Below are 13918 nucleotides of genomic sequence, written 5' to 3'. Positions count from 1 at the left end.
AATTATACTATAAATTCAACTTTGCAACAGAACCTACTATCTCTTATTTATCTAGATGACGATATAAAGTTGCTCTACTTATGTTTGTTTTTTCTTTTATTTCATCTAGAGTGTAATTTTTGCTCATATACATTTCTATAGCATCTCTAAGATTTTTATCATCTCGTTTGGGTCTGCCTAACTTTTTTCCTTCTTTTGTATAATTTTCTAATCCAACGCGTGTCCTAAATTTAACAACATCACTTTGAAAGTCTGTAATATCATGTAGTATTTCTAAAAATTCTCCTTGAATATTTTTATAAATATATCGGTTTAAATTAATTACATATAAAGATATATCCTTCTGTGAAAGATAATCTAATATATCTACTAATTGTTTCGTAGAATCTGCAAGTATACATAAATCTGTAATATATACTGCATCCCCCGAGACCAACTTCTTTTTTAAAAGAAGGTCTAATTCATTTCTTTTTTTATTATTAGCATGACTTTCCTCAACTATTTTTTTTGTATAGGTTTCTATTTTCTTTTTTTGTTCGTTTAAATCATCGTTTATTGTAACAGGTCTGATATAACCGTATTTCATTTACTTGCACCACCCTATAGCTAAAGTATAACAGGAAAGTTTCATTAAAGGGTACACATATGAAACTTTTCTGTTATACTTTACAATATAATTAAATAAAAAGGAGAGTAAGTTATGGTTGAAAAATTAAAACATGAATGGTTTAACCAGCCAGGTAAAAATATACTTGCCGGTATCGTGGTTGCCTTAGCTTTAATCCCTGAAGCTATCGCATTTTCAATTATTGCTGGCGTAGATCCAATGGTTGGTTTGTATGCTTCATTTATCATCGCTGTTGTTACTGCTATTGTTGGTGGTAGACCTGCAATGATATCAGGTGCAACAGGGGCTGTTGCCTTATTAGTTACACCACTTGTGAAAGATTATGGTGTAGAATATCTTTTAGCTGCCACGATATTAATGGGAGTAATTCAATTAGTTTTAGGCCTTCTCAAAGTGGGGCGTTTAATGAAATTTATACCTCATTCCGTCATGATAGGTTTTGTAAATGCATTAGGTATTATGATTTTCATGTCCCAAATAGAACATATCTTCGGTATTTCAATCTCAACTTATATATATGTAATTGTAACATTACTCATTGTATATATAATCCCTAAATTTTTCAAAGCAATACCTGCACCATTAATAGCTATCATCGTATTGACTGCTCTTTATATGTATACAGGTTCTGACGTGAGAACTGTTGGTGATTTAGGAAATATTAAGCAAGCTTTACCGCACTTTTTAATTCCTAATGTTCCCTTTAATTTAGAAACACTTCAAATCATTTTTCCATACTCGCTATCTATGGCTATTGTAGGTCTAGTAGAAAGTTTACTTACTGCTAAAATTGTAGATGATGCAACAGACACTTATAGTAGTAAAAACAGAGAATCTCGTGGCCAAGGCATTGCTAATATGATTACAGGATTATTCGGTGGTATGGGAGGTTGTGCCATGATTGGACAATCTGTAATCAATGTCAAATCAGGTGCAAACAGTAGATTATCTACTTTTTCTGCTGGTGTTGTCTTAATATTCATGATTATTGTTCTTGGAGGACTTGTTGTTCAAATTCCAATGCCAATTTTAGCAGGTATTATGGTTATGGTTTCGATTGGTACATTTGATTGGAATTCTTTTAAATATATTCAAAAAGCACCAAAAACAGATGCAGTTGTTATGATACTTACAGTGATAATTGTACTGATGACACATAACTTAGCTCTCGGCGTGGTCGTAGGTGTTATTTTCAGTGCTTTATTCTTTGCTACTAAAATATCAAAAGTAGAAGTAACATCTGAGAAGTTTGGTAAAACTAACCGTTTATCTTTTAAAGGTCAAATCTTTTTTGTTTCTATTGACTCTATGATGGATCAAATTAGCTTTAATATTGAAAATAGTATTATAGAATTAAACTTTAATAATGCTCATTTATGGGATGATTCAGCAGTAGATGCTATTGATACAATGGTAAGGAAGTTCGAAGAAAAAAATAACATTGTTCATGTAGAAAAACTAAATTCAGATAGTCGTAAAATAGTCTCAGAATTAAGCAAACTAAATGAAAATCATTTAAACTAAGGAGTGTTGTTTATGTATAAATCAATTTTATTAGCAGCCGATGGGTCAGAAAATAGTTTACGTTCAGCACAGGAAGTTTTGAACTTTATAGATGAAAATACTATAGTTACTTTAATTACAGTTGTAAATGTTGAAGAATCGAAAACAGATGTTTTACATGGTAAACAAGGACATAGTTTAACAAATGAAAGAGAAGACAAATTATCCAGTATAACTGAACTATTTGTAGAACATAATGTAAATTATGAAGTAAAAATTGCACATGGTCTTCCTGCAGAAACAGTGGTTTCAGTTGCTAATAGTGGTAAATATCAAGCAATTGTTTTAGGGTCTCGTGGTCTAAATAGTTTACAAGAAATGGTATTGGGTAGCGTCAGTCACAAAGTGGCTAAACGTTCAAAAATTCCCGTTATCATTGTAAAATAGTCTGTCTAACTCAATCCATAAAAGGATTGAGTTTTATTTTGAGACGACTAAGGGTACCTTAGTAATTTAATAAAGTCTATTTTACAATATAAAAAAACAATACACAGTAATGTGTATTGTTAATTATTTCAGTATATAAACTTTAACGTAATCATAATTTCAAATAACATTTTAAGATATTTATTTTTGTTCACATAATTACTGATTATCAGAAGTTATGGCATAAAATAACAGGGTTCTGTTGCAAAGTTAAAAATCATGTAATATTTATACTGAAAAAAGAAAAATAATTAATACTAACAAAACTCTTTACTGTTAAAACAATATTTGCTTTTATAGTTTTGTATAGATGTGCATATAATTTTAACTTTGCAACAGAATCGTAATGAGCATGATAGATAGTGAATATCATATTGGTGAACCTTTAAAATAATTACTGAGTATTCATAGCCAGATTTGATTGGAACAAAAGATTTTAATACTATTGAAATTAAATAAGCCAGTAAGTTTATTTATACAAATGCACTTACTGGCTGTTTTAAGCGTAGTGTCCTACTCCTAATACTGTTTATATTATTCAAAAGCTTTGAATAATTCCTCACTAGAATTATTCCACATCTCTTCATTATGAGATTTTAAAAAGTCTGCTAAAACTTTTTTATTTTCCTCACCAATGTTGTCAATGATAATTTTATGTTTCATAGATTTATCCATCATATTAACATGTTCAGGCATACTTTTATAACCACGTCGTATACTTTTGTTAACTAATAAATAACATGCAGTAACACCAGCATAATATGGGCCACTCTCACTACGTTCAGTAGTCACCCAGCAAAGCCAATATTCTTTAGCTTCTTCGCCTTCAACTTCCGATTTGTCATTTATCCATTTAACACCTTTTTCAACTTGAGCACGTGCATGCATACCACCTATATCTATAAACGCCTCTTTATTCGCAACATCTATAAATACTGGTGCAATATTATCTAAACTAATTGAGCCAATATTCGTCCCTTTATGCCCATCAAGCGGGTCATTCTTGATAATATTAAATTTAAAACCTTTGTTCTCAGACACACATGACACCTCCGAAAAACTTGAATTCATAATCTCTATATTATGCGTTATATATTAAAGTTTCAATGGCTTAATTCAATTCATTAAGTAGATTAATAATAGAACCCTTAGTTTGTGGATTCTCAATATTAAGAATCATTTCTTTAGGATAGTATAATTTATAATCTTCACGATTAATACCTGTAATACTTGAAATAACGAGTGATTGACTACTAATTTCTCTAATACTACCATTACGTCTTAATAAATGTATTGGTTGTCTATTAGAACCAAGTCGATCATAATCATATGGTAAATCAGAGAAAGCCTCACTAACAAAATAATAGTTCGGATCAATATTACCTTCTATGAACAACTCTTGTAGCTCAGTAATAGTAATAATTGAACCATCAAATGGAATATATTTAAATAAGTCTCTATTTATAAAACGACGTGCTAAATCACTGAGAATTGCATCATCTTCTTGTATCCATTTCTTCAAATAATAAAGTACGACGACTTCATCTAAATCAACGTATTGCTCAATTGTAACCTTCTCTTCAAAAAAAGGAACAAAATCTTCTGGGTACATCTTAAAATGGTACCCCTCATTGTACAATTGTTTAACACGTTTCAAACAATTATTTAACAATACTTCTCCGCCTCTACTAACAGGATGAAAGTATATTTGCCAATACATTTGATAGCGACTCATTATAAAGTTCTCAACGGCATGCATTCCACTCTCTTTAATAAGAACTTCATCTTTAGATGGTCTCATTAAACGTAAAATACGTTCCATATCAAATGTGCCATAAGAGACGCCCGTAAAATAAGCATCTCTTTGTAAATAGTCCATTCGATCAGCATCAATTTGCGATGAAATCATAGAAATTACAAGTTTATTTTGATGCGTTTTGTTAATTACTTCTGCAACTTCTTTAGGAAAAGTACTCGATACGCGACTTAAAACTTCATTAACTTCAGTAGGTCCAGTAATAATTGCTTGCGTAAAGGCTTCATGGTCTGTATTGAATATCTTTTCAAAACTATGTGAAAATGGACCATGACCTAAATCATGTAATAATGCTGCACATAATGCCAATGGTCTATCTTCATTGTTCCAAGCGTCTCGTCCCACAAATGATTCGTCAATCATGCGTCGCACGATTTCATATACACCTAAAGAATGGCCAAAACGACTATGCTCTGCAGTATGAAAAGAAAGATATAATGTGCCTAGTTGCTTAATACGACGTAAACGTTGAAACTCTTTTGTCTTAATAAGATCCCAAATAAGTTGATCTTTGACGTGAATATATTTATGAATAGGGTCTTTGAATACCTTCTCTTCAGCTAATTTCTGTTCAACATAAGGTGTTTGCGTCAAATAAATCCTTCCTCTCATTACAGTATAGTCATAGCGTTTATATACTTCTCTTCATTAAAGCTAAATCCATTTGTTCTCCATACATTTCTGGTTGATAAGAACGTACGATTTCAAAATCATTATTTTGATAGTATTGAATTGCATCTTTATTTTTATTATCAACTTCTAAAAATACTGCATCATATTTACCGTCAAATTGTTCTAATCCTTTCTTAAGTAAACTAGAACCATAACCTTTATGTTGAGATTCTGGATGTACATAATGCGCAGACAAATACAATTCTTTACCATAAATGAAATTAGCAAAGCCAATAATTTCATCATTATCTTCGGCTACTAAAAATAGTTGTTCTTCTAAACGTTTCTTTAAATGTTGCTCATTATAAGAAGCAGCTAATAACTCATTTATTGTTGATGCTGCATAAATATTTAAATATGTGTTATACCATGCCTTAGTAGCAACATCTCTAATTGCTACGACGTCATTTGGTGTAGCTTCTCTGACTTTAAACATACTTGATTCTCCTGACTTTACTATGGAATTAATAATGAAATTATATCACAGTACTTATACAATCGCTTAATATAGAATATTTATCGGCGTAGTTTAATATACTTTTGAATTAGGCTTACGCTAATGTTTCATTCCATTCTTTAGCTCTTTCTAGTGCAAACGTATCTTTCGAAATATCACCTGGACGTTCAGCGGTACCAATTATATATCCATTAAGTTCAGCACCAATAAAATCTAATGTATATTTCATTTGAGTAATACCTGGCTTAGCTTTCACTTTAGGGCAATCTCCACCAACTAAAATAAGTCGAAAATCTTTCTTTGCCATTTTTTCTTTAAAGTCCTTGTAGTTGTTGTCTATTAAAGTTTCAGACCAATGATCGATAAATGCCTTTAAAGATGCAGAAACACTATACCAATACACCGGTGATGCAAATATGACCGTATCACTTTCTAAAACTTGATCAATGACCTGTTTATAATCATCGTTATAGCTTGTAATATCTCTATTATCGTGACGAAAGTCTCTTACAGGATTGAATTGATAATCGGTTAAGTCAATCCATTTATAATCTAATCCCTCAACTGCTAACTTAGTAAGTTGTGCTGTATTCCCCTCTGGACGGCTTCCTCCAAATAAAACTGTAATCATTTTTATCACTCTCTTTTAATTTATATTAAAAAACTATTTCCTTTTTCATTGTTAACAACATAAACACTTCATACTTACTTAATATTTTACATATTTGCACAGTACCCTTATTTCACGTAATATATGTGTATTTTTAAAAATAAAAAAGAATATTTACTATTTATTTCAGTTATAAAAAACTCTTACACACATATAAACGGTGTAAGAGCATCAATTACTTTATTTAATTTTATCTTAACTTATTTTATTCAATCGGAAATAATTCATCAATTTTGTTCAGTTCATCATCTGTTAATTGAATATTTGCCGCTTCAATATTTTGCACAACTTGTTCAGCACGTTTCGCACCAGGAATCACCACATCTAACGCTGGACGCGTTAAGTAGAATGCTAGAACCACATTAGCAATAGATGTGTTATGAGCTTCCGCAATGCCTTGTAATTGTTTCACTCGTCGAACATTATCATTAAATACTTCTGGTTGGAAATCACGGCGAGGTGCACGATGATCATCAAACGTTTGATTTTCCTCATACTTACCAGCTAAGATGCCTGATGCTAATGGGAAGTATGGTATAAATGTAATATTATTTTCAGCTGCATATTTCATGACTTCTTCATTTTCTCGATGTAATAAGTTGTACTCTAATTGCACTACATCGACATAACCATCTTTATTCGCTTCCTTAAGTTGTTCTAATGAGAAGTTAGACACGCCAATTGCTTTAATCTTGCCTTCATCTTTAAGTTCTTTTAATGCAGCAACTGCTTTATCTTTCGGAGTATTTTCATCAGGAAAATGAATGTAGTATAAATCAATATAATCTACTTGAAGGCGTTTCAAGCTATTCTCAACTTGCTGTTTTAAATAATCTGGATCATTATTTTGTACGACTTCATCATTTTCTTTAATAACATGTGAACCTTTCGTTGCAATTTGAACTTGTTCACGAGGATACTCTTGAACTACTTGGCCAACTAATTCTTCAGAACGTTCAGGTCCATATATATAAGCTGTATCTAGTAACGTAATACCGTTGTCAATTGCTTTACGTACAACATCTTTACCCTGTTCTTCATCTAAATTTGGGTATAAATTGTGACCACCTACTGCGTTTGTGCCTAATGCAATTGGAAATACGTGAACATCTGATTTACCTAATTGTACTAAATCTGCCATCTATAATCGCTCCTTTATTCTATATAACTACTTATAGTTTACCCATTTTTTATTATGACATTCATATTGACTTTTGATGAGTAATGTATTTTAATGTAACTAATCAAGTTACATTAAAGGCGGTATATTATGAATTTAGAATTCAACATTGCAGTACACGTGCTAAGCTTTCTTACTAAGCATTCCGAAGAACAATTCAATAGCCAGGATTTAGCAGAACTTACCTGTCTTAATCCTGTGCAACTAAGGCGCGTTACCACTACACTTAATAATCAACAATATATAGATTCAATTCGTGGAAAAGGTGGTGGCTATCGAGCTAATGCGCACACTCCAACCATCACCTTAGATACACTGTATCAACTTTTCGTGTTAGATAAATTACCAACACAACGTATTTTTACTGGTAGCGAAGAAAGCCATTGTACAATCTCTAGAAATATCGCAATCACTATGAATAAATACAAAGAGCAAGAAACTGCACTAGCGCTCAACTTTTATCGTAACTTGACAATTAACGACGTAATTAAAGAAACACTTCAGGAGGACACATCAAATGACACATTTTAATTTATTAGTTATTGGTTTCGGTAAAGCAGGAAAAACACTTGCCAAGTACGTGGCATCACAAGGTCAACACGTCGCTTTAGTAGAACAATCCTCAGACAACTTTGGCGGCACATGCATAAACCACGGCTGTATCCCCTCTAAAGTACTCGTACATGATGGGATTGACAGCATCGATTTTGACACTGCCTTTTCAAGAAAAAAAGACGTAGTCAGCGCACTAAATAAGAAAAACTATAATAACTTAGCAAATGATACAAACATTGAAGTATTCAATTACAAAGCGCAATTCAAATCTAATACTGAAGTTAATCTACTAGACGAGGAAGGTGCTATTGTACATACTTTAACTGCGGATAGCATTGTTATTAATACAGGCGCAAAATCGAATATTCCATCTATCCCGGGTATCGAAAGTGCTAAACATTTATTTGATTCACAAGGTTTATTGAATATTTCATATCAACCTAAGCATTTAGCAATCATCGGTGGTGGCTATATCGCCCTAGAATTTGCTTCAATGTTTGCTAATTTTGGCTCAAAAATCACAGTTATAGAACACGGCGAACATATCATGCCACGTGAAGATCAAGACGTGGTTGCACATGCAATTAAAGATTTAGAGGACAAAGAGATTACCTTTGTCACAAATGCAGAAACGCTAGAATTTAAAAATAAAAACAACCAAACGACAATTGTAACTTCTAAAGGCAATTTCTCAGCTGACGCTGTATTGATAGCTACAGGTCGTATACCTAATACTGATTTAGCGCTTGAACAAACTGATGTTGAACTTGGTGAACGTGGTGAAATCAAAGTGAATGAGCATCTTCAAACTTCAGTCGAACATATTTATGCTGTTGGAGATGTCAAAGGCGGACTACAATTCACGTATATCTCTCTGGATGACTTTAGAATCCTAAAATCTACACTATATGGTGACCAATCGCGTACTACACTTAACCGTGGTACAATTCCTTACACTGTCTTTATTGATCCACCATTTTCTCGAGTAGGTTTAACAGCGAAAGAAGCTCAATCTCAAGGCTATAATTATATTGAAAATACATTACTTGTCGCTCAAATTCCGAGACATAAGATTAATAATGACGCTCGCGGTATTTTCAAAGTTATTATCGATAAAGATACTGATTTAATTTTAGGTGCTACACTTTATGGTAAAGAATCAGAAGAAATTATTAATTTAATTAAGTTAGCAATTGATCAACATATACCTTACCAAGTTCTAAGGGATACTATTTATACCCACCCAACTATAGTAGAATCCTTTAATGATTTGTTTAATATTTAAAAATTTTTTATTTATTAAAATACTGTCATACTAGTACTTCAATAGATATAAATTCAACTTATCAATATTTTTAAAAATAAAAAGCTTTACTTATTAATAAATAACAGTTATAGTTAATCTAACGTAATAAAAGCTCGTGAATTTAAATGTAGTGTGTTTGTCTAGAATACTCTCTTTTTTATAAATGAATTTGTTACAAATATTCGTGCAAAAGCACATGGAGGTATTCTATATGAATAACGGTACAGTAAAATGGTTTAACGCAGAAAAAGGTTTTGGTTTCATCGAAAGAGAAGACGGAAGTGACGTATTCGTACACTTCAGCGGTATCGCTGGTGAAGGTTACAAAACTTTAGAAGAAGGTCAAAAAGTTGACTTCGATATTACTGAAGGTCAACGTGGTGAACAAGCAACTAACGTTGTTGTAATGGCATAGGATTAGACTTAGTTAAGCGCTTAGAAGATAAATGTCTTCTAAGTGCTTTTTTATTACAATAAAAAAGCTACGACAATATTCAGGTTAGAATACACTCATAGCTTAAGTTTATAATATAACTTGATTCCTCTATTTTATCGCCTTACGTTTAGCTAATTTCTCTTTTAGCTTTCGATCTTGTTCTTCTTTACGGCGTTTACGTTCCTCATTACGCTTTCTTAGTCGTTCTTCTTCTTCCGGATCTCTTGGTTTTTTTAGCTGAGCTGTGACTTTTTCTAACAATTCGTCTTCAGTAAGCGCAGCAAGTGGTCGATTATTGACGAAGGCAAACGTTTTTCGACGTCCAGGGCCACAATAAGATTGACAGCCGATTTCAATTTCTGCTTCTGGATCTAATTTTTCTAATTTTCTTTTCAAAGTTTTGATATTTACCGCCTGACATTCATCACATATTAAAAATTTATTTTTCACCTTGCCACCTACCTTTCTATATTGTCGTTTCTATCCTAAATATTGAAGCATATTAATACGAATCAATGAATTTAACTCTAATTATTTTACTCCTTTTACAAGAAAATTCAAGCCTATCATTAAAAGTCTTTCTCAGCCATAACAAAAAAGAGCAAGACACTGATTCAACATTTGAATTTAGTCCTACTCATTTATTAGTTTATATTATTATTGTCCATGATAAATTTTAAATTTCAACGGTTTAATACCATGTGATGCCCATTCATTATAAATACGATTTTTATCAATGCGATTATCAATAATGGCGATACCGCAATCGCCACCGCCAGCACCTGATGTCTTGGCAGCAGCACCATAACGTTCTCCAATATCACATAACATTTTTAAATTTTCAGTTTCAATGTCGACTGTCGCTTCATTATCCATTTGTTGAATAATCATACGATTTTGTCGAATCATTTTCTGAACACCCTTAATATTATTTGTTTTAAACGCATAGATAAGATTTTCAACACATGTATGAGATTGATCAAGGAATCTTCCATAAAAAGAAGGATCTGATTTTAAGCGTTTCACTTCACTGACTAAATGAGGTGATGAAGCAGGCGAACCTGTCCAACCGATTAAGACTTCCATATTTTCTGGGGCCTGTAAAGGTTCAATATGAAGACCCGGCCAATTTTTTTCTAATACTTCATTAACTGATGATTCTTCCATCTGTTGTTTGACCCAATCGTGATCGAAAGTACTATAAGCTAGCCAGCCACTATATACACTTACAGCTATATCACCGCATGAGCTTAAACTTTGTAATCGCATATTAGAAATGACTGCAAGTTTATAAATATATAGGTTAGATAATTGCATATCGTAAAACTCATTTAATGCTTTGACGACTGACACTAAAACTGCCGCACTAGAACCAAGCCCATATTTATTACCTGAAGCATCATCTAAATTACTATCGATTTCTAAATGAAAATGCTTCAATTTAGCGTTGCAACTTCTCACATATTGTTCGAAAACTTCAATTGCAGTTACAACATACTTTAATTGACTAGCAGCATTAGCATCGGAGATATCAATTTTATCTTCATTGCGATTAAACGTTACAGGTTCATAATGTAATGTCTTGGAATGAATCGTACCTGTTACTGCATTAGAAGCTTCAATTGAAGCTGTAACAAATCGATCGACCGCAATTAAGACAGACTTATATCCTGGCTCAGTCACTGCATATTCACCTGCTACATAAAGCTTTCCTGGTGCTTTCACCTGAATCATTATATCTCTTCCTTACTTAATTATTTCGACTCCTGATTGGGTAATGTCACTTGTGATGATTTGTGATTGATCAAATTCTTGTAAGAATTTATTTACTATAGCTTGTTGATTTTTCTTTTCAATCAATACTTTAACGTTAGGACCCGCGTCCATTGTAAAGTAGCAAGGTAACCCCGCTTCTCTACATTCATGAACGATGCGCATAGCATCATAACTTTCTGGTACTAAATATGTAAATGGAGGTTGTGCTCCCAAATTAGTTGCATGCATGCGTAAACCATTAGCTTCAATAACTTCACCCATACGCTTGAAATCTTTTTGAGCAATGGCTTCTTTAGTCTCTTTCAAATCTGGTTCAACGTTATCTAACCAATATTGATAAAAACGTGACGTATCACGTGTAAGTGACATACCTGAACGACTGGATACCTTTTTAGATTTGTTATTGATAACAACAAAAACCATAGCAAGTTCATTTTCCCAGCCATCCGCTTCAATACGGTGTGCAAACGAAGATTCATCGTCATGTCCCTTTTCCCATTCAGCAAATCCACCATAAATACTACGAGATGCTGAACCAGACCCACGACGCGCTAAACGTGAAAGATCTTTATCAGACAAACCTAATTGTAGAGCTTCATTACACGCACCAGCTAATGCAGCATATGCACTTGCTGACGAAGCTAATCCTGCAGCTGTTGGAACAAAATTCTCACTTTCAATAAGCGCATGTTCTGAAATCCCAGCTTCTTTACGAATCATTTCCATATAACGTTGAATCTTAGCGCTTTCCTTAGCGTTTACAGCTTCCCCGTTAAGAATTAACTGATCTTCTGTTAATGTTTCATCAAATGTTACACGTGTTTCAGTGTAAAAACGGTCTAGTGTAACTGACAAACTGTTATTCATTGGTATGATTAATGCCTCATCAGCTTTACCCCAATATTTAATCAGTGCAATATTCGTATGTGCGCGTGCTTTACCACTCTTTTTCAATGGTTTATCCTCCTAACTTCTCAATCCATGTATGTTGTGCGCCAGCTTTTTCAACTGCAGCGACAATATTCTTAGCTGTTTGCAATTCTTTAGCTAAGATAAGCATACTACCACCACGGCCGCCACCTGTTAGTTTGCCAGCAACTGAACCATTCTCATCTCCTAAGCGAAGAAACATTTCTATTTTGTCATGACTCACAGTTAATGTTCTCAAGTCATCTTGACATTGATTAAAGATTGTAGCTAATTGATCAAAACTATGATGCTCAATCGCTTCACTTGCTGAATACACTAAAGAACCGATATGTTCAACAACTTGCATATAATTCTTATCATTATCACACAATTGATGCACATCTTCGACTGCTTGTTTAGTAGAACCTTTAACACCTGTATCTATAACTACCATATAACCATCTAAATCTAAGGTCTTTAATATTTCAACTTCGCCCTTTTGATACCAAACAGGTTGATTCGTAACGATAGTCTTAGTATCTATACCGCTTGGTTTACCGTGAGCTATACGTTCTGCCCAGTCTGCATTTTCTAATAATTCTTTATCAGTTAGTGGTAAACCTAAATAATCATAGCTTGCTCTTATGAAAGCGACAGCAACGGCTGCACTTGATCCTAAACCTCTAGATGGTGGTAAATTTGCTTGAATTTTAATTAATAATGGCTCTTCTACCTTTTTATTCTCTACGAAATGTCCAATTAAAGATTTCAAATGTTCTGGCGCATCATAAAGTGGTCCATCATAGACATCACTTTGTATCGCTGAGTAATTACCTTTTTCCAAACTTTCGATTAAGACTTTTACTTTTCCTGAAGTAAATGGAATCGCAATTGCAGGTTCACCAAACGTTACCGCATGCTCCCCGATTAATATTATTTTGCCGTTAGACTCCCCATAGCCACGTTGTACCATGATATCTCACCTTTAATATTCTTTCTGAAAAATTATTTTCGAGGTCAGTGGATATACTTATCATGCATATATCCTAAATCTTCCAACTCTATAAATGCCTATGTCAATTTCTATTTAAATTACTGACCTTTTATCGTAGTGTGTACGCAAATTAACTTTATAATTGCATGTCATAGTCTATCCACATTTTTTGCAACCTTTTTCGACTTGAATAAAAGATAGACTCAGTTAATTTAACTTTAAAACTCAAAAATATTTATACCCTAAAATTAAAATCCCTAACATACTGCCATGTTAGTCTTTTAATTAAGATGGCCTTAGTTCTTGATTAATTTCCACCATCAATATATTAAAATGATACACAATCTACATCGTTTTGATATTAATCCACCTAAACCATATTACTATAAAAAGTAATAGGAATATAGCAATTTATAATAAATTTGATATATAATTCCACCAAAATTTACATTATTTCAAATGAAAAGGGAGTAGAACAGAAATAATATTTTCTCAGAATTTATTTCGTTGTAACCCCAGCTTGCTTAGCT

Annotated in this window: 15 protein-coding genes; 5 read left to right on the top strand and 10 right to left on the bottom strand. The window is 32.8% G+C overall.

Annotation, left to right across the window (positions count from 1 at the left end):
- Positions 1–43: 43 nt before the first annotated feature.
- Positions 44–586: a recombinase family protein gene (locus HMPREF2737_RS03945; protein ID WP_002447401.1), complete on the bottom strand. Its 543-nt coding sequence runs from the start codon at positions 584–586 to the stop codon at positions 44–46.
- 114 nt (positions 587–700) lie between these two features.
- Here HMPREF2737_RS03945 and HMPREF2737_RS03940 point away from each other — a divergent pair, with 114 nt between their 5' ends.
- Positions 701–2152, top strand: coding sequence for a SulP family inorganic anion transporter (locus HMPREF2737_RS03940; protein WP_002447402.1), 1452 nt, complete (start codon positions 701–703; stop codon positions 2150–2152).
- Positions 2153–2164: 12 nt separating this feature from the next.
- Positions 2165–2578 (top strand): universal stress protein, encoded by a 414-nt coding sequence (locus tag HMPREF2737_RS03935; RefSeq protein ID WP_002447403.1) that lies wholly within the window; start codon positions 2165–2167, stop codon positions 2576–2578.
- A gap of 573 nt (positions 2579–3151) precedes the next feature.
- Here the strand turns inward: HMPREF2737_RS03935 and HMPREF2737_RS03930 are convergent.
- The 5 genes from HMPREF2737_RS03930 to HMPREF2737_RS03910 form a co-directional block, all read right to left on the bottom strand.
- Positions 3152–3688: a YwhD family protein gene (locus tag HMPREF2737_RS03930; RefSeq protein ID WP_162491963.1), complete on the bottom strand. Its 537-nt coding sequence runs from the start codon at positions 3686–3688 to the stop codon at positions 3152–3154.
- Positions 3689–3728: 40 nt separating this feature from the next.
- Positions 3729–5045, bottom strand: a complete 1317-nt coding sequence (locus HMPREF2737_RS03925; RefSeq protein ID WP_176714879.1) for an HD domain-containing protein — start codon at positions 5043–5045, stop codon at positions 3729–3731.
- Between the two features lie 19 nt (positions 5046–5064).
- The gene (locus tag HMPREF2737_RS03920) at positions 5065–5541 is read right to left on the bottom strand and encodes a GNAT family N-acetyltransferase (RefSeq protein ID WP_037552452.1); all 477 of its coding nucleotides are present in this window, start codon (positions 5539–5541) and stop codon (positions 5065–5067) included.
- 115 nt (positions 5542–5656) lie between these two features.
- Positions 5657–6193 carry a flavodoxin family protein gene (locus HMPREF2737_RS03915; RefSeq protein ID WP_037537391.1) on the bottom strand — a complete coding sequence of 179 codons (537 nt, stop codon included), beginning with the start codon at positions 6191–6193 and terminating at the stop codon, positions 5657–5659.
- A 244-nt stretch (positions 6194–6437) separates the two neighbouring features.
- The gene (locus HMPREF2737_RS03910; protein ID WP_033079587.1) at positions 6438–7373 is read right to left on the bottom strand and encodes an aldo/keto reductase; all 936 of its coding nucleotides are present in this window, start codon (positions 7371–7373) and stop codon (positions 6438–6440) included.
- Positions 7374–7502: 129 nt separating this feature from the next.
- On the opposite strand from HMPREF2737_RS03910, the gene hypR reads away from it, so the two are divergent.
- From hypR to HMPREF2737_RS03895, 3 genes are all read left to right on the top strand, one after another.
- Complete coding sequence (hypR, locus tag HMPREF2737_RS03905; protein WP_037537387.1) at positions 7503–7943, top strand: redox-sensitive transcriptional regulator HypR; 441 nt, start codon at positions 7503–7505, stop codon at positions 7941–7943.
- Entirely contained in the window at positions 7930–9252 is a 1323-nt protein-coding gene (gene merA, locus HMPREF2737_RS03900; protein WP_037552450.1) for a hypothiocyanous acid reductase MerA, read from the top strand. The genes hypR and merA overlap by 14 nt, the downstream gene beginning before the upstream one ends.
- Before the next feature lie 232 nt (positions 9253–9484).
- The gene (locus HMPREF2737_RS03895; protein ID WP_037537384.1) at positions 9485–9688 is read left to right on the top strand and encodes a cold-shock protein; all 204 of its coding nucleotides are present in this window, start codon (positions 9485–9487) and stop codon (positions 9686–9688) included.
- Positions 9689–9817: 129 nt separating this feature from the next.
- Here the strand turns inward: HMPREF2737_RS03895 and HMPREF2737_RS03890 are convergent, their stop codons facing one another.
- The 4 genes from HMPREF2737_RS03890 to mvk all read right to left on the bottom strand — a co-directional run bounded on the left by HMPREF2737_RS03890 (position 9818) and on the right by mvk (position 13367).
- Complete coding sequence (locus tag HMPREF2737_RS03890; protein ID WP_011276654.1) at positions 9818–10159, bottom strand: YuzB family protein; 342 nt, start codon at positions 10157–10159, stop codon at positions 9818–9820.
- Between the two features lie 207 nt (positions 10160–10366).
- A complete protein-coding gene (locus HMPREF2737_RS03885) occupies positions 10367–11443 on the bottom strand; it encodes a phosphomevalonate kinase (RefSeq protein WP_037537383.1) in 1077 nt (358 codons plus the stop codon).
- A gap of 12 nt (positions 11444–11455) precedes the next feature.
- Positions 11456–12439, bottom strand: a complete 984-nt coding sequence (mvaD, locus tag HMPREF2737_RS03880; protein ID WP_037537382.1) for a diphosphomevalonate decarboxylase — start codon at positions 12437–12439, stop codon at positions 11456–11458.
- Positions 12440–12443: 4 nt separating this feature from the next.
- Positions 12444–13367, bottom strand: a complete 924-nt coding sequence (gene mvk, locus HMPREF2737_RS03875; protein WP_037552447.1) for a mevalonate kinase — start codon at positions 13365–13367, stop codon at positions 12444–12446.
- Between the last annotated feature and the right edge of the window lie 551 nt (positions 13368–13918).

It is taken from the genome of Staphylococcus sp. HMSC069D12 (genome assembly GCF_001810405.1).
In the GTDB taxonomy this organism is placed as follows: Bacteria; Bacillota; Bacilli; order Staphylococcales; family Staphylococcaceae; genus Staphylococcus; species Staphylococcus haemolyticus.
Note: the sequence above shows the minus strand (reverse complement) of the source record. Positions and strands in the feature narration are given on the sequence as shown.

Bases quoted from the DNA above. Each gene is read 5' to 3' on its own strand.
- hypR (WP_037537387.1), top strand. From the start codon at position 7,503: ATGAATTTAGAATTCAACATTGCAGTACACGTGCTAAGCTTTCTTACT.
- HMPREF2737_RS03940 (WP_002447402.1), top strand. From the start codon at position 701: ATGGTTGAAAAATTAAAACATGAATGGTTTAACCAGCCAGGTAAAAAT.
- HMPREF2737_RS03925 (WP_176714879.1), bottom strand. From the start codon at position 5,045: ATGAGAGGAAGGATTTATTTGACGCAAACACCTTATGTTGAACAGAAA.
- HMPREF2737_RS03935 (WP_002447403.1), top strand. From the start codon at position 2,165: ATGTATAAATCAATTTTATTAGCAGCCGATGGGTCAGAAAATAGTTTA.
- mvk (WP_037552447.1), bottom strand. From the start codon at position 13,367: ATGGTACAACGTGGCTATGGGGAGTCTAACGGCAAAATAATATTAATC.
- HMPREF2737_RS03910 (WP_033079587.1), bottom strand. From the start codon at position 7,373: ATGGCAGATTTAGTACAATTAGGTAAATCAGATGTTCACGTATTTCCA.
- HMPREF2737_RS03920 (WP_037552452.1), bottom strand. From the start codon at position 5,541: ATGTTTAAAGTCAGAGAAGCTACACCAAATGACGTCGTAGCAATTAGA.
- HMPREF2737_RS03930 (WP_162491963.1), bottom strand. From the start codon at position 3,688: ATGAATTCAAGTTTTTCGGAGGTGTCATGTGTGTCTGAGAACAAAGGT.
- HMPREF2737_RS03895 (WP_037537384.1), top strand. From the start codon at position 9,485: ATGAATAACGGTACAGTAAAATGGTTTAACGCAGAAAAAGGTTTTGGT.
- HMPREF2737_RS03885 (WP_037537383.1), bottom strand. From the start codon at position 11,443: ATGATTCAGGTGAAAGCACCAGGAAAGCTTTATGTAGCAGGTGAATAT.
- HMPREF2737_RS03915 (WP_037537391.1), bottom strand. From the start codon at position 6,193: ATGATTACAGTTTTATTTGGAGGAAGCCGTCCAGAGGGGAATACAGCA.
- merA (WP_037552450.1), top strand. From the start codon at position 7,930: ATGACACATTTTAATTTATTAGTTATTGGTTTCGGTAAAGCAGGAAAA.
- HMPREF2737_RS03945 (WP_002447401.1), bottom strand. From the start codon at position 586: ATGAAATACGGTTATATCAGACCTGTTACAATAAACGATGATTTAAAC.